Genomic DNA, 17,744 nt, shown 5'->3' with positions numbered 1-17,744 from the left:
TCTCCAATCTCCAGAGTCCTGGATCCATGCGGCAGGATGGGACGGATGCGATTCCAAGCGATCACCTGGGAGCGGCTCGCCGACACCGTCGCCGACCGCGTCGACCGAGCCGAGCCCGGAGACGGCAGCGACTGGCTCAAGGTCGGCATCGACGGCGCCCCCGCCGCCCAGGGCGCGGAGTTCGCGGAGCGGGTCGCCGAGGTGCTGCGGCTGCGCGGCCGGTCCGTGCTGGTGGTCGGCACCGGCGGGTTTCTGCGGCCGGCGTCGCTGCGGTTCGAGTACGGCAAGCAGGACCCCGACGCGTACTACAGCGGCTGGTTCGACACCGGGGCGCTGTGGCGGGAGGTGTTCGGTCCGCTGGAGCCGGGTGGCAGCGGACGGGTGCTGCCCGACCTGTGGGACCCGGTCAGCGACCGGGCCACGCGCAGCCCTGCCGTACCGCTGCCGTCGGGCGGGGTGCTGGTCGTTCACGGCCCGTTCCTGCTCGGCCACTGGTTCCCGTTCGACCTGAAGGTGCATCTGCGGCTTTCGCCTGGCGCGCTCGCCCGTCGGACCGAACAGCCGTGGACGCTGCCCGCGTTCGTGCGTTACGAGCAGGAGGTCGGCCCGGCCGACACAGCCGACGCCGTCGTGCGCGTCGACGACCCGCGCCGACCCGCCTGGACGGGCTTCAGGGAGTAGCGGGCCGTCCGCCCACCCGGCTCACCGCCAGGGCACCGGCCCGGCAGCCCGAGGCGGCCGCCGCGGCCGGGTCCGCCCCGGCGAGGCGAGCGGCCAGGAAGGCGCCGGTGAAGGCGTCGCCCGCTCCCGTGGAGTCCACCGGACGGGCCTTCGGGGCCGGGACCCGGGCGGTCACGAGGCCGTTCGTCGCGACGACCGCGCCCTCGGCGCCCAGGGTGACCGCGACCAGCGGGAACCGGCGGCTGAGCACCACAGCCGCGTCGGCCGGGTCGGTGCGGCCGGTGAGGAGGCGCGCCTCGTCCGCGTTCGGCAGCAGGCACTCCGCGCCGTCCACGGCCGCGAGGAAGGACTCCGCACCCAGCTCCTTCAGGAAGCCGGCCGAGGCCGGGTCCACGCTCACCGGCACGCCCGCCGCCCGCGCGTCCCGCAGCACCCGCCCCGCCGTCTCCCGGCTCTCGGCGGCGAAGAACAGATACCCGGACAGGTGCACCCGCGCGACCCCGGCCAGCAGTGCCGGCGCCCAGTCGTCCGGCGCGAGCCGCAGCGCCGCCCCGCTGTCCGTCAGGAACGTGCGCTCCGCGTCCGGGCCCACCAGCGCGATCACCGCCGCCGTGGACGCCTCCGGATCCCGGACCAGCAGCGGCCGTACGCCCGCCCGGCGCAGCTCCGCGGAATGCCACGCCAGCGCCTCGGCACCCACCCGCGCCAGGATCCGTACGTCGGCGCAGCCCGAACGCGCCGCCCAGCAGGCGGCGTTCGCCCCGGCACCGCCCGGCAGCGTCCGGATCTCCGCCGCCGTGTCGGTCGCGGGCACGAGCGGCGTACGGTGCCGGGCGACGACGTCCGTGACGACGTCACCGACGACCAGGAGCGCGCCCGGCCCGCCTGCCGGCGCGAGGCCCGGCCCGGTCACGGCAGCTCGCGGTAGGCGGCCGCGATCCGCGCCGCGAGCCACACATTGCCCCGTACCGCCGCCAGATTCGCCTCCAGGGAGGCCCCTTCCGTGTGCACCATCAGGTAGTCCAGCAGGAACGGGGTCACGGCCTGCCCCGTGACGCCCTTCTCGCGCGCCGTCGCGAGCCCCTGCGCGAGCACCCGATCGTGCAGCTGCGGATCCAGCTGCTGATCTGCCGCGACCGGGTTGCCGACGATCAGCGCCGCCCGTGGCCCGCCCAGCTCGTCCCGGGCACGCATCACCCGCGCCACGCCCTGCGGGGTCCGTACCGTCCAGTCCACGGGCTCCCCGGATGACGACAGATAGAAGCCGGGGAACCGGTCCGTGCGGTAGCCGACGACCGTCACCCCCAGCGTCTCCAGGCGCTGCAGAGTCGCCGGCACGTCGAGGATCGACTTCACGCCCGCGCACACCACCGTGATCCCGACCTGGGCGAGCAGCCGCAGGTCCGCGGACTCGTCCTGCGTCTCGGCCCACTCCCGGTGCACTCCGCCGAGGCCGCCGGTCGCGAACACCCGTATGCCGGCCGAGTCGGCGAGCCAGGCCGTCGCCGAGACAGTCGTCGCCCCCGTCGTCCCCGTCGCGAGCGCCGGGGCCAGATCGCGGTGGCCGAGCTTGCGCACCGACGGATCCTCCGCGATGCGGGTCAGCGCCGCCTGGTCGAGGCCGATCCGGGCCGTGCCGTCGATCACCGCGATCGTGGCCGGCACCGCCCCGCCGTCCCGCACCAGGGCCTCCAGCTCGTGCGCCACGGCCAGGTTGCGCGGCCGGGGCAGGCCGTGGGCGATGATCGTCGACTCGAGCGCGACCACGGGACGCCCCTCGTGGAGCGCCTCCCGGACCTCTTCGGACACCTGTGTGGACATGTCCGATGTCTGGCGCACCGGCCCGTCCCGCAAACCTCGCCGACGAACATCAGCCACAGCCGGGCAGCCGGGACAGCCGGGCCGCGTCCACCGCCTGGATCACGGCCCGCGCGTCGGCCGCCTTGGCGTTCCCGAGGCTGTACGCGAGCGCCAGACCGGTCCCGGAGGCCGCGGCGTAGCCGTACGCGGGCGTGATCGCCGTGTAGGCACCCGAGCCGGGGTCGAGCGCGTACGAGGTCTCCGGGGTGCGCCAGACGACCAGGCGTCCGGCGATCCGCAGCTGGTCCATGCCGTCCGCGGCGGGCGAGCCGGTCACGGCGGCCACGGGCCGCGCCTCGCCCGCGCGCCACACCATCAGGCGGGGCGCGCTCTCGCCCGCCACCCACGCCCAGGTGGCGCCGTCGGAGGCGAGAGCGCGCACGTCGCGCAGCGCGGCGATCGGGCCGGGCAGCGCCGCCGGCCGCCCGTCGGCCGCGGAGACGGCCGCCGGGCGGGTGCCGCCGCCCACGGCCTCCCGCCACACCACGAGCCCGCCCGCGGCGAACGGCGTGTCGAGCACTCCCGTGTGCCACGCGCGCGCGTGCCCTCCGCCCGCCGGCGCGGCGAAGAGCGTTGCCTTGCCGGATCCGGTGCCCTGCGCCCACACCACGGTGCCGTCGTGGACGACCGGGCGGGGGAGCGGGCCCGGCAGGCCGGTGTGGGCGAGGCGCCGCGTCCGGCCGGTGGCCGCGTCCCAGCCGTACAGGCTCCACGGGCTGTCCAGCGTCCGGCCCTCCAGGACCACGAACGCGGCCCACCGGCGCCCGTCGAAGTCGGCCGCGAGCAGCTGGTGTTCGACCGGGTCGGCGAAGCGCAGCAAGGTACGGGGAGCCGCCTCGCCCGCCCGGGCGAGGACCGCCCGGCGCCCGTCCGCGCCGCTGAGCTGGAGCGCGGTCCAGCCCGGACCCGCGTCCGCGAGCACCGGACGCGATCCGGCCGGCGGCCGGTACGTGCCCGCGGCGAAGGCCGCGCGCCACGCGGCGGGCAGCGGCACCTCGCAGGCCGGCCGGGCACCCCGCGGTGTCGTCCGTACGGGCGCGGGCGTGCCGTCCGTCGTACAGCCGGTGGCGAGGGCGCCGGTCAGGCCCAGCAGCAGGGCGCCCACGCCACATAGGGAGCGGCGGTATCTACCAGACGTAGCCACGGCCGCCCATGATGGTGGTGAGGGTGTCGGAGGAGATGTGCGCGGACTTCGGCACCGACCCCGCCCATGAGATGACGCTGGTGCTCACCCCGCCGACCGGATCCAGGTAGTTGACCTCCCCGGCCGCCGTGTCGGTGTTGTAGCCGTCGATGGTCACCCAGTGGAAGATCTCGATGTTGGGGTGACCCACGAGATGCGGCCCGCCCGGCACCTCCCAGGCATTGCCCGCGATGGCGTAGTCGTAGTCCGTGTTGTGGGTGATGTGCTGCTTGAAGGCGGTCTTGTCGGTGGCCGTCGGGGTGTAGGGCAGCGCGTTGGGCACGTAGCCGGCGCCCGGCAGGCGGTAGTTGAGCGCGTCCGCCATCGGGTAGCCGGTGGGGCTCGGCACGTTGATGTCGATCCCGTACCACGCGGTGCCCGAGGTGGTGGTCTTGAGCAGCGTCGCCGCGTCCTGCTGGGAGCGGCCGCCGACCTCGTCGTGGGCGGACTGGGTGATGACCAGGGTGGCCGGGCCGCACCAGTACGAGGTCTGCTGCGACTGGTGGATGCCGCCGGACAGCTTGTATCCGGCGAGGACGCCCGACGCGCTCAGGGTGCGTGCGCTCTCGTACGTTCTCGCCGCCTCGGCCTGCTTGGCGGCGGCCAGCCGGCGCTGGGCGGGGGTGAGCCGCTGCGGCCCGAGGGTGTCATGGGCGGCCTTGTACGCGGCGCCCGGCGCGGGACCGGAGGCGGGGACGGTGGTGGCTGTGGCTGTGGCTGTGGCTGTGGCGGTGGGGGCGGCCGTGGCGGCGGTCAGCAGGGCCGCCGCCGTGAGCACGGCGGCGCGGAGCAGGGTGGTGGGGGAGGCCGACATCGCACTCTCCTGTCCGGAGTGGGGGGAGTCGTGGGGGAGTGGCTCGATGGGGAGTGTGACGCTCGCGGGCTCGCGTGTCAGGGGGCATGGCGCCCCTCGGTTGAGCATCATTGGGCCCACCAAAGGCGCCGCGTGCGACCAGCGGCGACTCTCGCGGGCGCCGTCCGCCCGGGCGCGGTTTTCAGCGCGCAGGAGCGGAGAACGCCCCTCCGCTTCCCTCCGCGACGCCGAATGCGCCGGTGCGCGCGTGTGCGCCCGGCGGCTGCGGAATCGGTGCCGCGTGAGTCCTTCGCGCGTCAGTGACCCGCCACTCCCGCCCTAGCCGCGCGGCAAACCCCTGCTGCGGATTCCGTCGCGTTCCCGGGCAGGTGAAGTGCCCTGGTGGGAAGGTGAAACGGAGCTCCCCGTTCCATGCCGTACCCGCCGTGGAACAGCCTCCGCGCCCCGCTACAGTCACCGCCCATGACCACTCACGAGCAGCCCTCCTTCGCCGTCCACATCCCCGACGCCGACCTCGAGGCCGATCCCCTCGACCCCGCCCAGATCGTCTCCGGAACCCCCGAGGTGAGCGGCAAGGTCCTGTGGGAGTCCGCCGACGGCAAGCAGATCCGTGGCATCTGGCAGATCACCCCCGGCGTCGTCACCGACACGGAGGCGAACGAGCTCTTCGTCGTCGTCAGCGGCCGCGCCACGGTCGAGGTCGAGGGCGGCGAGACGCTGGAGATAGGCCCGGGTGACGCGTGCGTGCTGCGTGAGGGCGACCGCACCACCTGGACCGTCCACGAGACGCTGCGGAAGGCGTACCACATCAGCCTCTGAGCGTCCGTCGAGCCGCTTCTCCGGGATATCGGATCCGGGATGTTGGATCCACCATCCCGGACCCAGGCACCCGGATCAGGGATCCAACATCCGACCTCCCGGATGTTGGATCCACGAGCCCGCCCGCCTCAGCTCCGCCGCACGCCCCTCCGCACCGCGAGCAGCGTCATCGGCACCAGCAGGCACGCCGCGACCAGGTTCAGCCAGCCGTAGCCCGCCTGCGAGACGATCAGGCCCGCGGCGAGGCCGCCGAGTCCGGCCGACGTGTTCATGATGAAGTCGGAGAGTCCCTGGACGGCGGCCCGGGCGGCCTGCGGGACGGAGTCGGTGAGGAGTGCCGAGCCCGAGACGAGGCCGGCGGACCAGCCGAGGCCCAGGACGAAGAGGCCGAGCGCGGTCTGGCCGTGGCTGGCGCCGGAGGTGCCGGCGAGGAGCGCGGCCACGGCGATCAGCGCGACCGCGAGGCCGATGACGGAGAGGCGGCCGAGCCGGTCGGAGAGCCAGCCCATGACGGGCGAGAAGGCGTACATGCCGGCGATGTGGCCGCTGATCACCAGGCCGATCATCCGGATGTCCGCGCCGTGGTGGCTGAGCGCGACCGGGGTCATCGACATGATCGACACCATCGCGGTGTGCGAGCCGGCGACGGTCACCAGGGCGAGCCGGGCGCGCGAGGACGCCCGTACGGCCCGCAGGCCGGCCTTGAGGGAACGGCTGTCGGCGGCCGCGGCCTCCTCCGGGCCGGCGAGGGCGCGGGCGGTGAGCAGCGGGTCGGGGCGCAGCAGCAGGGCCACCATGGCCGCGGCGAAGACGAAGACGCCGGACGCCCAGACGAAGGGCCCGGCGGCGACGGGGATGCCGAGACCCGCCACGCTCTCGCCGGCCGGGGCTGCGACGTTGGGGCCGAGGACGGCGCCGATGGTGGTGGCCCAGACGACCGTGGAGATGGCCCGGGCCCGGCGGTCGGGCTCGGCGAGGTCCGCGGCGGCGAACCGCGCCGCGAGGTTGGCCGAGGAGCCCGCACCGAAGCCGACGAGACCCAGCAGGAGCACGGGGAAGCTGTCGACGACGGCGCCGAGCACCGCGACTCCGGCGCCGAGCGCGCCGACCAGATAGGCGAGGACGAGTCCGGCGCGCCTGCCGCGCCGGCCCATCAGCGAGGCGAGCGGCATCGCGAGGAGGGCCGGCCCGGCCACCGTCGCCGTCGACGCGAGACCCGACAGCGCCTCCGTACCGCTGACCTCCTTGGCGAGGACGGCAGCGAGGGCGACGCCGATCGCGATGCCGAGTCCGCCGAGGATCTGGGTGGCGATGAGCACGGCCTGGATGCGGCGCCGCAGCGCCGGGAGCCGCTCGGGGGAGACGGTGGCGGGTGCGGATATCGCGGTCGACAGTACGGCGTCAGGGGCGCTGGAGCTGTTGGTCACTTACGCATAGTGCCAGCGTTCCCACAGTGTGGGAACGCCCGCGCGGCGAAGCGGCTCGGAACAGCGGATGGGAACAGCGGACGAGAACAGCGACTCAGAACAGCGGCTCCGGCAGCACGCCCTCCAGGGCGAGCAGCTTCCGCTTGGTCTCCAGACCGCCGCCGAAGCCCCCGATCCCGCCGTCGCTCTCCACCACCCGGTGGCACGGCACCACCACAGGCAGTGGATTGGATCCCATCGCCGCGCCGACCGCCTGCGCGGCCGACGGCTGCCCGACGCGCCGGGCCAGCTCCCCGTACGCCACCACCGTCCCGTACGGGACGCCGTCCGCCAGCTCGCGCAGCACCTGGCGGTTGAATCCGGTCACCAGCGACCAGTCGAGCTTGACGTCGAAGCTCTGCAGGGTCCCGTCGAAGTACGCCCGGATCTGCCGTATCGGCTCGGCGAGCCGGCCCGTCTCGCACCGCACCAGCTCCACGCCGAGCGCGGCCGCGAGCCGCTCCAGGACGCGCTCCAGCACCCGCCCGTCGGCATGGAAGTTCACGCTCACGAGGCCCCGGTCCGTCGCGGCGAGCAGCAGTGGACCGATGCCGCTCGGCACCACCGTCCACTCCACGCGCCCCACCGGCCGCTCCGCCCCCGGCTTCTCCTGTCCCATGCCGATCACCATACGGCCCGGCACTGACACCGGGGGCGGGCAATTCCCGGACTGCATGGCCGGAGGGCCCCGGCGGGCGCCATAATCCGGTAGCACTACTCAGCGGTACCGACTGTTTTCGGACGACGTTGCACCAGGGGTGGAGGACGGACGCTCATGCAGGGCACGGTCGACGGATTCAGCTACGGCCTGGTCACACCGGTGGCCGCCTTCCTCATGGCCTGCCTCGGCGGCGCGCTCGGACTGCGCTGCACCACCAGATCGCTGCGCCACCGCGACAGCTTCAAGGCCGGCTGGCTGGCGCTCGGCGCCACCTCCATCGGCACCGGCATCTGGACCATGCACTTCATCGCCATGATGGGCTTCTCCGTCCAGCAGGCCCCGATCAGCTACGACCGCCCGATCACCTTCGCCAGCCTCGGCGTCGCCATCCTCATGGTCGGCATCGGCATCTTCATCGTCGGCTACCGTGGCGCGACCCCGCTGACCCTGGTCACCGGCGGCACCATCACCGGCCTCGGCGTCGCCACCATGCACTACCTGGGCATGGCCGGGATGCGGCTGCACGGGCAGATCCAGTACGACACCGTCACCGTCGCCCTCTCCGTGGTCATCGCCGTCGTGGCCGCGACCGCCGCCCTCTGGGCGGCCGTCTCCGTGCACGGCTTCATGGCCAGCCTCGGCGCCAGCCTGGTCATGGGGCTCGCGGTCAGCGGCATGCACTACACCGCCATGGCGGCGGTCCATGTCGAGCTGCACGGCACCCCCGCCACGGGCACCGGCGACAGCGCCACCTCGCTGCTGCTGCCCATGCTCGTCGGCCCCGGCGTCTTCCTGCTGCTTGCCGCCGTCGTGGTGATGTTCGACCCGCTGCTCGTCATGGGCGAGCCGGACTGGCAGCGGCCCACCGCCCGCGGCGGCTACCGCCACGGCGCGCCCGGCGTGTCCGTCCCGCGCCGCGTCGCCGCCTACGGCGAGCCCGCCAACTGGTCCTCCGCCCGCCCCGCCGCCCGTGGCGGCCGCCGGGCCGTGCACCGCGACGCGTACCGCTCCCAGGACTGGTGAGCGAGCGGCCGCCACCGCTCGACCGGCCCCCGCCGGGCCGCCACCGGCCCCCGCCGGGCCGATCACACGCCCGCTGTCAGTGCCGGGTCGTACGGTGGTTGCATGCGGCCAGTCTCCAAGATCGAACGTACGGTGGCGCCCTTCGAGGTCGTCAGCCCCTACCAGCCCAGCGGCGACCAGCCGACGGCCATCGCCGAGCTCGACCGGCGCATCCGCGCCGGCGAGAAGGACGTCGTGCTGCTCGGCGCCACCGGCACGGGCAAGTCGGCCACGACCGCCTGGATGATCGAGAAGCTCCAGCGCCCCACCCTGGTGATGGCGCCGAACAAGACGCTGGCCGCCCAGCTGGCCAACGAGTTCCGCGAGCTCCTGCCGAACAACGCGGTCGAGTACTTCGTCTCGTACTACGACTACTACCAGCCCGAGGCGTACGTCCCGCAGTCGGACACCTACATCGAGAAGGACTCCTCCATCAACGAGGAGGTCGAGCGGCTGCGCCACTCCGCCACCAACTCGCTGCTGACCCGGCGCGACGTGATCGTGGTCGCCTCCGTCTCCTGCATCTACGGTCTCGGCACGCCGCAGGAGTACGTGGACCGGATGGTCTCCCTCAAGGTCGGCGACGAGATCGACCGCGACCAGCTGCTCCGCCGCTTCGTCGACATCCAGTACACCCGCAACGACGTGGCGTTCGCCCGCGGCACCTTCCGGGTGCGCGGCGACACCATCGAGATCTTCCCGGTGTACGAGGAGCTCGCCGTCCGCATCGAGATGTTCGGCGACGAGATCGAGGCGCTCTCCACCCTCCACCCGCTCACCGGCGAGGTCATCAGCGACGACCAGCAGCTGTACGTCTTCCCCGCCAGCCATTACGTCGCCGGACCCGAGCGCATGGAGCGGGCCGTCAACGACATCGAGGCCGAGCTGGAGCAGCGGCTCGCCGAGCTGGAGAAGCAGGGCAAGCTCCTGGAGGCCCAGCGGCTGCGCATGCGCACCACCTACGACATCGAGATGATGCGCCAGATCGGCTCCTGCTCCGGCATCGAGAACTACTCGATGCACTTCGACGGCCGGCAGCCGGGCTCCCCGCCCAACACCCTCCTCGACTACTTCCCCGAGGACTTCCTGCTCGTCATCGACGAGTCGCACGTCACCGTGCCGCAGATCGGCGCCATGTACGAGGGCGACGCCTCCCGCAAGCGCACCCTCGTCGACCACGGCTTCCGGCTGCCCTCGGCGCTCGACAACCGCCCGCTGAAGTGGGAGGAGTTCCAGGAGCGGATCGGCCAGACCGTCTATCTGTCCGCGACCCCCGGCACCTACGAGCTGTCCCGCGGGGACGGCTTCGTCGAGCAGATCATCCGCCCGACCGGACTCGTCGACCCCGAGGTCGTCGTCAAGCCCACCGAGGGCCAGATCGACGACCTGGTGCACGAGATCCGGCTGCGCACCGAGCGCGACGAGCGCGTCCTCGTCACCACGCTCACCAAGAAGATGGCCGAGGACCTCACGGACTACTTCCTCGAACTGGGCATCCAGGTCCGCTATCTGCACAGCGACGTCGACACCCTGCGCCGCATCGAGCTGCTGCGCGAGCTGCGCTCCGGCGAGTACGACGTCCTGGTCGGCATCAACCTGCTCCGCGAGGGCCTCGACCTGCCCGAGGTGTCCCTGGTCGCCATCCTCGACGCCGACAAGCAGGGCTTCCTGCGCTCCGGCACCTCGCTCATCCAGACCATCGGCCGCGCCGCCCGTAACGTCTCCGGCCAGGTCCACATGTACGCCGACACGGTCACCCCCGCGATGGCGCAGGCCATCGACGAGACCAACCGGCGCCGCGAGAAGCAGATCGCCTACAACAAGGCCAACGGCATCGACCCGCAGCCGCTGCGCAAGAAGATCAACGACATCGTCGCGACCATCGCGCGCGAGGAGATCGACACCGAGGAGCTGCTCGGTACGGGCTACCGCAAGTCGAAGGACGGCAAGGGCGCCAAGGCGCCGGTCCCCTCGCTCGCCGCGCACGCGCCGAAGCGGAAGGGCGCCAAGGCGGGCGCGACCATGGAGCTCGGCGACCGCCCGGCGACCGAACTGGCCGGGATCATCGAGGAGATGACCGACCGCATGAGGGCCGCCGCCGCCGAGCTGCAGTTCGAGGTCGCCGCCCGGCTGCGCGACGAGGTGTCCGAACTGAAGAAGGAGCTGCGCCAGATGAAGGAGGCCGGACTGACCTGACGGGCGCTCCAGGGGGATTCCAGGGTGGGCTCCAGGGGGCGGGACGCGGCCCGGTGTGTTGCAAGACCGACACAAAACCGGGCCCGTCCGGGCGGGTTGTCAGTGCCGCTGCGTAGGGTGCTGAACACACCGATGAGAGGGGCAGCGCGTGACGGTCAACATGACCAAGGGACAGGCCATCAGCCTGGAGAAGCAGGGCGGGGGCAGCCTCACCTCCGTGCGGATGGGCCTGGGCTGGCAGGCGGCGCCCCGCCGCGGCCTGTTCGGCTCGCGCACGCGTGAGATCGACCTGGACGCCTCGGCCGTCCTCTTCGCCGACAAGCAGCCCGTGGACGTGGTCTTCTTCCGTCACCTGATCAGCGACGACGGCTCCGTCCGCCACACCGGCGACAACCTGGTGGGCGGCGTCGGCCAGGGCGGCGACGACGAGGCGATCCTGGTGGACCTCCAGCGGGTCCCGGTCCACATCGACCAGATCGTCTTCACGGTGAACTCCTTCACCGGACAGAGCTTCCAGGAGGTGCAGAACGCGTTCTGCCGCCTCGTGGACGAGACCAACGGCCAGGAGCTCGCCCGCTACACGCTCAACGGCGGCGGCCCGTACACGGCGCAGATCATGGCCAAGGTGCACCGCGCCGGTTCCGGCTGGCAGATGACGGCCATCGGCAACCCGGCCAACGGCCGCACCTTCCAGGACCTGATGCCGGCGATCTTCCCGGTCCTGTAAGCAGCGGTCCGGCGAGCGGCCGCAGCGCACACCTGCATACGGAGAGACGGAACAGATGACCGCCGAGCTGGTCCGGGGGCAGAACCACCCCCTGCCCCACACCCGCCTGGAGATCCGGGTCTCGGCCGGTCATCCGGTCGTCGCCGCGGCCACCCTCGCCGACGAGCAGGGCCGGATCGCCGGCCCCGAGGCCGTCGCCCACCCGGGGGCGGCCGCGCTGCCGGGGATCGAGGTGCCCCGGCAGGCCGCGGAGCGGCACCGGCTCGCGGTCGACCTGGAGGCCGTCCGGGACACCGTCCACCGGGTCTCCGTCCTCCTCGCCCTGCCCGTCGGCGCGGGCGGCCCCATCCACTTCGGGGCCACGGCCGCCCCCGTCGTCACCGTCACCGCACCCGACGGCTCCGGCATCGCCGACTACACGATCACCGGCCTCGACCGCGAGTCCGCGCTGATCGCGCTCGAGCTCTACCGCCGCCAGGGCGCCTGGAAGGTCCGGGCCGTCGGCCAGGGGTACGAGGGCGGGCTCGCCGCCCTCCTCGCCGACCAGGGCCTCCCGCGCGCCGGGGAACTGGCCGGCTCGGTCCTGGAGGCCGTCGCCCAGGGCCTCGCCCGCTCGGTCGCCGCCCCGCCGCCGCGCCTCCCCGAGACCGACCGGGCACGCCGGACCACCACGACCCCGACGTCGGCCCCGGCCCCCACCCCGGCTCCCGCTCCCACCTCCGGCCCCGCTCCCACCTCCGGTGCCGGCCCGGCCACGCAGCCGCCCACGAGCACCGGCCCCATCGACTACACCCACCCCGGCCGCCGCCCGGCCCCCGGGCCCGCCGCGGCGCCCCCGCGGCCCCCGCAGGACGCCGAGCCCACCGCGTACCCGACCCCGGTCGCCGGTGACGCCACCGGCTGGACGATGGACGAGCGGCTCTACAACCAGGTGTGGGGCATGTTCGAGGACCTCGCCCGCACCACCGCCGCCTACCGCAGCGCCTGCCAGTTCGCCGAGTCCCGCCTCGACCAGGAGCTCGACCGGGCCCTGTCCGACCCGCACGCGAGGATCGGCGGGGCCGGCGACGCCGCGCGGGCCGAGGCCAGGGCGAAGCACGACGAGCTCACCGCCCGTGCCCGGGAGGCCCTGGACCGCGACCTGGCCCAGCTCACCGCCGAGTCCGAGGTCGTCGAGCCCGCGCTGCCGGCGGCCTACGCCCGCTGGGACAGCCCCGTCTGGCAGGCGTACCGCGTGCCCATGGAGGCGCCCATGGCCGTCCGTCTCGGCGATCTGCACCTCCCCGAGCGGACCGGCTTGCGCATCCCGTTCCTGGCCCGGCTGCCGCTCGCCCGCGGGCTCTGGGTGGACTCGGGGCGCGGCGACTCCCTGGCCGCCGCGCTGCTCGACGAGGCCGAGCTGCGCCGGGCCGCCCTGGAGTGCGCCGTCGCGCACGCCGTCCGGCTGCTCGCCGTGCACCCGGCGCACCGCTTCCGGGTGCGGGTGATCGACGCGGCCGGAGCGGGCGCGGCCGCGTTCGCCCCGCTCGTCGAGGCGGGCGTGATCGAGGGGCCGCCGGCGGCCGGCGCGGCCGGGGTCTCGGCGGTCCTGGCGCAGCTCACCGAGCGGGTCGACCTGCTGCAGATGGCGTTGCGTGCCGAGGCCTCGGAGGACCTGCCGCCCGGTCTGGACACCGCGGAGGAGCTGCTGATCGTGCACGACTTCCCGCACGGTTTCGACGACCGCGCGGTCAACCGGCTGCGCTATCTCGCCGACGAGGGCCCGGCGGTCGGCACCCATCTGATGATGGTCGCGGACCGGGCGGACGCCGCGCCGTACGGACCGGTGCTCGACCCGCTGTGGCGCTCGCTGACACGGCTCACGCCGGTGCCGGACGACCACCTCGCCGACCCGTGGGTCGGACACGCGTGGACGTACGAGCCGCCGGTCTTCCCGGCGGGCAGCGGGGTGCTCCGGCAGGTGCTCGCCCAGGTGGCCGACGGACGTCGGCAATGGGGATCGGAACGACTCTGACCTGCACTTTTGGGTCGACTTTACCCTTCTCTTTACCTTCTCTTGGTTCTTCCGGTACTCTCTTTCCTGCGGAGGGGAGTACTCCCCATGCGCGGCGTACCCGTCAATACGGACAGGTCGGACACCTGATCCCGGGGCGCCGGCCCGTGGCCAGCGGCGATCGGCCGGCCCGGGTGGAAGAGACCTCCGGCAACGAGCAGGCTCCACGCGAGCCGTACGACGCCGGAGGCGCAGTGGACGTTTCGATGACCCTGTGGGTGCTGACCATCCTCGGTCTGGCCGCCCTCATCTCGGTCGACTTCTTCATCGGGCGCAAGCCCCACGACGTGTCGGTCAAGGAGGCCGGCATCTGGACGGTCGTCTGGATCGTCCTCGCCGCACTGTTCGGCCTCGGCCTGATGGTCTTCGGCAACAGTCAGGCGTCCGGCGAGTTCTTCGCGGGATTCATCACGGAGAAGTCGCTCAGTGTCGACAACCTCTTCGTCTTCGTCCTGATCATGGCGAAGTTCTCCGTGCCCTCCCACCTCCAGCAGCGTGTACTGCTCGTGGGCGTGCTGATCGCCCTGGTGCTCCGCGCGATCTTCATCGCCGCCGGCGCCGCGATCATCACCAGCTTCTCCTGGGTCTTCTACCTCTTCGGCGCCTTCCTGATCTACACCGCCTGGAAGCTCATCAAGGAGGCCCGCTCCGACGAGGAGGAAGAGGACTTCGAGGAGAACCGTCTCCTCAAGTCCATCGAGAAGAAGTTCGGCGTCGCCGACCGCTACCACGGCACCAAGCTCTTCATCCGCGCCAACGGCAAGCGGGTGCTGACCCCGCTGATGGTCGTCATGCTGGCGATCGGCACCACCGACGTGCTGTTCGCCCTCGACTCCATCCCGGCGATCTTCGGCCTCACCCAGGACCCGTACATCGTCTTCACCGCCAACGCCTTCGCCCTCATGGGTCTGCGCCAGCTGTACTTCCTGATCGGCGGCCTGCTCAAGAAGCTGGTCCACCTCAGCTACGGCCTGTCGGTGATCCTCGGCTTCATCGGCGTGAAGCTGGTGCTGCACGCCCTGCACGAGTCGGGCGTCCACGTCCCCGAGATCTCGGTCCCGTTCTCGCTCGCCGTCATCTGCGGCGTCCTGATCGTCACCACGATCACCAGCCTCATCGCTTCGAAGAAGCAGGCGAGGCGCGAGGCGGACGAGGCCGAGAAGGACACCGTCACGGCCTGACCCGTACGACCCGTACGACCCGAAGGGGGCCGCTGCGAGCGGTACACCACCGCCCGCACCGGCCCCCTTGCCGTGCTTATACGGGCTCCGGTTCCGGCTCCCGTACGGCCGCCCGGAGCGGCAGCGTCTCCGGGAGCAGCGCGAAGCAGCCCAGGCTCGCCAGCGCCACCACCGTCAGATACGCGGCCACGCCCCACGGCGGGCCCGAGCGGCCCTCCGAGACCGCCGTCGCGACGATCGGGGTGAGCGCGCCGCCGAGGACGCCGGCCAGGTTGTAACCGACGGCCGCGCCCGTGCAGCGCACCCGGGGCTCGTAGAGCTCCGGGAGGTACGCGGCGACCACCGCGAACATCGCGGTGAACGCCAGCAGCGAACCGAGGAAGCCGAGGAACATCAGCAGCGGGCGGCCGGTGTGGAGGAGGGCCACCATCGGGAACATCCACAGCGCCGAGGCCCCGCAGCCCGCCAGGCAGAGGCTCCGGCGCCCGAAGCGGTCGCCGAGGAGCGCCACGAACGGGGTCATCGCGCCCGAGACGGCCACCGCCCCCATCGCGCACCCGAGCATCACCGCGCTGGAGACGCCGAGGCGTTCCGTGCCGTAGGCGAGGGCCCAGGTGGAGACCGTGTAGAAGACGGCGTAGCCGACGGCCAGCGCGCCTGCGGTGAGCAGCACGAGCCGCCAGTGCCCGCGGACCACCTCGGTGAGCGGCGCGTTCGCGCGGCGGCCCTCCGCGGCCAGCGCCTCGAACTGCGGGCTCTCCGCGAGCGAGGAGCGCAGCAGCAGCCCTGCGGCGGCGAGCAGCCCGGCCGCCCAGAACGGCACCCGCCAGCCCCAGGCGCGGAACTCCGCGTCGCTCAGGCCGGCGGTCAGCGCCAGCATCACGCCGTTCGCGAGGAGGAAGCCGACCGGCGGGCCGATCTGCGGGAAGCTCGCCCACAGCGCCCGCCGCCCCGCCGGAGCGTGCTCGGCGGTCAGCAGCACCGCGCCGCCCCACTCCCCGCCGAGGCCGAGGCCCTGGAGGAAGCGCAGGACGAGCAGCAGCACGGGGGCGGCGACGCCGATCGACCCGTACGTGGGAACGCAGCCGACCGCGACCGTGGCGCAGCCGGTCAGCAGCAGCGAGGCGAACAGGACCGGGCGCCGGCCGTGGCGGTCGCCGACATGGCCGAAGACGACCGAGCCGAGCGGCCGGGACACGAAGCCCACCGCGAAGGTGCCGAAGGCGGCGAGGGTACCGGCGACCGGGGAGAAGGACGGGAAGAAGAGCGGGCCGAGGACAAGCGCGGCGGCCGTGCCGTAGACGAAGAAGTCGAAGAACTCGATGGCCGTGCCGACGAGCGAGGCCGCTGCGAGCCGCCCCATGGAGGGCGACCGGCGGGCGGCGGGTGGCGACGGAGAGTGACTGGCGTGCATGTGGCGCCAACTACCCGCGCGCCGTCGCGGTTACGGGGGCGCGCGGGAGTGACCCGAGGGTCACCACCCGCGCACTGTCGTCATGCACGCATGGGCGTCACCAGCCGCGCTCGCGCCACTCCGCCAGGTGCGGGCGCTCGGCGCCCAGGGTGGTGTCGCCGCCGTGGCCGGGGTAGACCCAGGTCTCGTCGGGGAGGGCGTCGAAGAGCTTGGTCTCCACGTCGTGGATGAGGCTCGCGAAGGCCTCGGGGTCCTTCCAGGTGTTTCCGACGCCGCCGGGGAAGAGGCAGTCGCCGGTGAACACGTGCGCGTGGCCGTGCGGGTCGTCGTAGATCAGGGCGATCGAGCCGGGGGTGTGTCCGACCAGGCGGCGGGCGGTCAGCTCGACCCGGCCGACCTTGATCGTGTCGCCGTCCTCGACGCGGACGTCGGTCGGGACGGGGATGCCCTCGGCGTCGTACGCACCCGCGTACGTCGTGGCGCCGGTGGCCTCGACGACCTCCGCCAGGGCCTGCCAGTGGTCGCCGTGCTGGTGGGTGGTGACGACGGCCTTGATGCCGTCGTCACCGATCAGGTTGAGCAGGGTCCGGGGCTCGTTGGCCGCGTCGATGAGGAGCTGCTCGCCGGTCGCCCGGCAGCGCAGCAGATACGCGTTGTTGTCCATCGGGCCGACCGCGACCTTCGAGATCATCAGGTCGGGCAGCTCGTGCACGTCCGCCGGTCCGCCGACCTTCACCGCTCCGCTGTACGTCATGGGCTCAGCCTAGCCCCGGCCACTGACAGGCGGAGCGGCAACTGCGGTCACAGCGGCGGGAGCTCGGGCAGCGGGCCGCCCTTCGTGACCAGGCCCGCACCCCGGTCGCCGCGTCCGGCCAGCCAGCCCAGCAGCTCGCCGAGCGAGCCCTCGACGGTGACCGGGTCGCCCTCGGTGCCGCCCGTGGTACCGAGGTCCCGGCCGTCGGCGGAGCGCAGGGTCACCGGGGGCACGTCCGGGCGGCCGGACCAGCGGTCGGCGAGGAAGTCGATCTCCCGGAGCAGGAACTCCTCCGGCAGGTCCTCGAGCTCGTAGCCGGCGCCCAGGTCGACGTGGTGCAGAGCCACCTCGACCCAGCGCCGGAACGGGACCCGGGAGGCACTGTCGGTGACGCCGTTGCGCAGCTCGACGGTACGGTTCCAGTCCGCGGGCTCCTCGCCCACGGCCTGGAAGCGGTCGGCGGTGGCGCGCAGGTCGGCGATCTGGACGTCGAGCGGCCGGGTGGCGTCGCGTTCGATGTCGGCGTCGCGGGTGGCGCCGTCCTTGTACATCGGCAGGCCCTGGAGGACGTTCACGAGGGCGTCGGCGTTGCGGGCGACGTGGGCCAGGACATGGCCACGGGTCCAGCCCGGAAGCCGTGACGGCTCGGCGAGAGCCGCGTTGTCCCAGGAGGAGACGGCGGCGATGAGCCGGTCGGTCGCCTCGCGCACGGAGGCGAGGTCATGCACATGGTCGATCATGGCGCCGACCCTAGGGGTTTCCGGGCCGGTCCGGCCAGGGCCCCGGGGCTCCGACCTGGGCGAAGGCCGGGGCGCGGCCACTCGTTCGGGTGAAGAAGGTGGCGGGCGGCCAGAAATCGAATGTGCGTGCTAT

General features: G+C 73.1%; 16 protein-coding genes. 7 read left to right on the top strand and 9 right to left on the bottom strand.

From position 1 onward, the window contains the following. The first annotated feature begins 45 nt into the window (after positions 1-45). Positions 46-681: a uridine kinase gene (locus ACIRSU_RS28645; protein ID WP_403797944.1), complete on the top strand. Its 636-nt coding sequence runs from the start codon at positions 46-48 to the stop codon at positions 679-681. Here the strand turns inward: ACIRSU_RS28645 and ACIRSU_RS28640 are convergent. Genes ACIRSU_RS28640 through ACIRSU_RS28625 form a run of 4 tightly spaced genes read right to left on the bottom strand, consistent with a single transcriptional unit; the run spans position 671 to position 4,538 of the window. Beyond that, the gene (locus ACIRSU_RS28640) at positions 671-1,594 is read right to left on the bottom strand and encodes a carbohydrate kinase family protein (protein ID WP_403797941.1); all 924 of its coding nucleotides are present in this window, start codon (positions 1,592-1,594) and stop codon (positions 671-673) included. The two genes, ACIRSU_RS28645 and ACIRSU_RS28640, sit on opposite strands and share 11 nt — an antisense overlap. Beyond that, on the bottom strand, positions 1,591-2,502 hold the full coding sequence (locus ACIRSU_RS28635; RefSeq protein WP_403797938.1) for a pseudouridine-5'-phosphate glycosidase: 912 nt from the start codon (positions 2,500-2,502) through the stop codon (positions 1,591-1,593). Before ACIRSU_RS28635 ends, ACIRSU_RS28640 begins: the two co-directional genes overlap by 4 nt. Positions 2,503-2,551: 49 nt before the next feature. After that, positions 2,552-3,646, bottom strand: coding sequence for a hypothetical protein (locus ACIRSU_RS28630; protein ID WP_403797935.1), 1,095 nt, complete (start codon positions 3,644-3,646; stop codon positions 2,552-2,554). Between the two features lie 22 nt (positions 3,647-3,668). Continuing rightward, positions 3,669-4,538, bottom strand: a complete 870-nt coding sequence (locus tag ACIRSU_RS28625; protein WP_403797932.1) for a hypothetical protein — start codon at positions 4,536-4,538, stop codon at positions 3,669-3,671. 462 nt (positions 4,539-5,000) lie between these two features. On the opposite strand from ACIRSU_RS28625, the gene ACIRSU_RS28620 reads away from it, so the two are divergent. After that, a complete protein-coding gene (locus ACIRSU_RS28620; protein WP_403797929.1) occupies positions 5,001-5,357 on the top strand; it encodes a cupin domain-containing protein in 357 nt (118 codons plus the stop codon). A gap of 128 nt (positions 5,358-5,485) precedes the next feature. Here ACIRSU_RS28620 and ACIRSU_RS28615 read toward each other — a convergent pair whose 3' ends face one another. Continuing rightward, positions 5,486-6,784, bottom strand: a complete 1,299-nt coding sequence (locus ACIRSU_RS28615) for an MFS transporter (RefSeq protein ID WP_403797926.1) — start codon at positions 6,782-6,784, stop codon at positions 5,486-5,488. Positions 6,785-6,878: 94 nt separating this feature from the next. Next, positions 6,879-7,442, bottom strand: coding sequence for a methylated-DNA--[protein]-cysteine S-methyltransferase (locus tag ACIRSU_RS28610; protein ID WP_403797923.1), 564 nt, complete (start codon positions 7,440-7,442; stop codon positions 6,879-6,881). 156 nt (positions 7,443-7,598) lie between these two features. Between ACIRSU_RS28610 and ACIRSU_RS28605 the strand changes: the two genes are divergently transcribed. The 5 genes from ACIRSU_RS28605 (at position 7,599) to ACIRSU_RS28585 (ending at position 14,703) form a co-directional block, all read left to right on the top strand. Beyond that, on the top strand, positions 7,599-8,507 hold the full coding sequence (locus ACIRSU_RS28605) for an MHYT domain-containing protein (protein WP_403797921.1): 909 nt from the start codon (positions 7,599-7,601) through the stop codon (positions 8,505-8,507). A 102-nt stretch (positions 8,508-8,609) separates the two neighbouring features. After that, the gene (uvrB, locus tag ACIRSU_RS28600; protein ID WP_403797918.1) at positions 8,610-10,742 is read left to right on the top strand and encodes an excinuclease ABC subunit UvrB; all 2,133 of its coding nucleotides are present in this window, start codon (positions 8,610-8,612) and stop codon (positions 10,740-10,742) included. Between the two features lie 148 nt (positions 10,743-10,890). Further along, positions 10,891-11,469 carry a TerD family protein gene (locus ACIRSU_RS28595; protein WP_403797916.1) on the top strand — a complete coding sequence of 193 codons (579 nt, stop codon included), beginning with the start codon at positions 10,891-10,893 and terminating at the stop codon, positions 11,467-11,469. 55 nt (positions 11,470-11,524) lie between these two features. Then, positions 11,525-13,483 carry a TerD family protein gene (locus tag ACIRSU_RS28590; RefSeq protein WP_403797914.1) on the top strand — a complete coding sequence of 653 codons (1,959 nt, stop codon included), beginning with the start codon at positions 11,525-11,527 and terminating at the stop codon, positions 13,481-13,483. 233 nt (positions 13,484-13,716) lie between these two features. Beyond that, on the top strand, positions 13,717-14,703 hold the full coding sequence (locus tag ACIRSU_RS28585) for a TerC family protein (protein ID WP_403797912.1): 987 nt from the start codon (positions 13,717-13,719) through the stop codon (positions 14,701-14,703). A 76-nt stretch (positions 14,704-14,779) separates the two neighbouring features. Here ACIRSU_RS28585 and ACIRSU_RS28580 read toward each other — a convergent pair whose 3' ends face one another. From ACIRSU_RS28580 to ACIRSU_RS28570, 3 genes are all read right to left on the bottom strand, one after another. Then, positions 14,780-16,066, bottom strand: a complete 1,287-nt coding sequence (locus ACIRSU_RS28580) for an MFS transporter (protein WP_403797910.1) — start codon at positions 16,064-16,066, stop codon at positions 14,780-14,782. A 148-nt stretch (positions 16,067-16,214) separates the two neighbouring features. Continuing rightward, complete coding sequence (locus ACIRSU_RS28575; RefSeq protein ID WP_403797907.1) at positions 16,215-16,871, bottom strand: MBL fold metallo-hydrolase; 657 nt, start codon at positions 16,869-16,871, stop codon at positions 16,215-16,217. A gap of 47 nt (positions 16,872-16,918) precedes the next feature. After that, positions 16,919-17,611 carry a maleylpyruvate isomerase family mycothiol-dependent enzyme gene (locus tag ACIRSU_RS28570; protein ID WP_403797905.1) on the bottom strand — a complete coding sequence of 231 codons (693 nt, stop codon included), beginning with the start codon at positions 17,609-17,611 and terminating at the stop codon, positions 16,919-16,921. Positions 17,612-17,744: the final 133 nt, after the last annotated feature.

The organism is Streptomyces sp. NPDC101160 (assembly GCF_044768205.1).
Lineage (GTDB): Bacteria > Actinomycetota > Actinomycetes > Streptomycetales > Streptomycetaceae > Streptomyces.
This window is presented reverse-complemented; position numbering and strand designations above follow the sequence as displayed.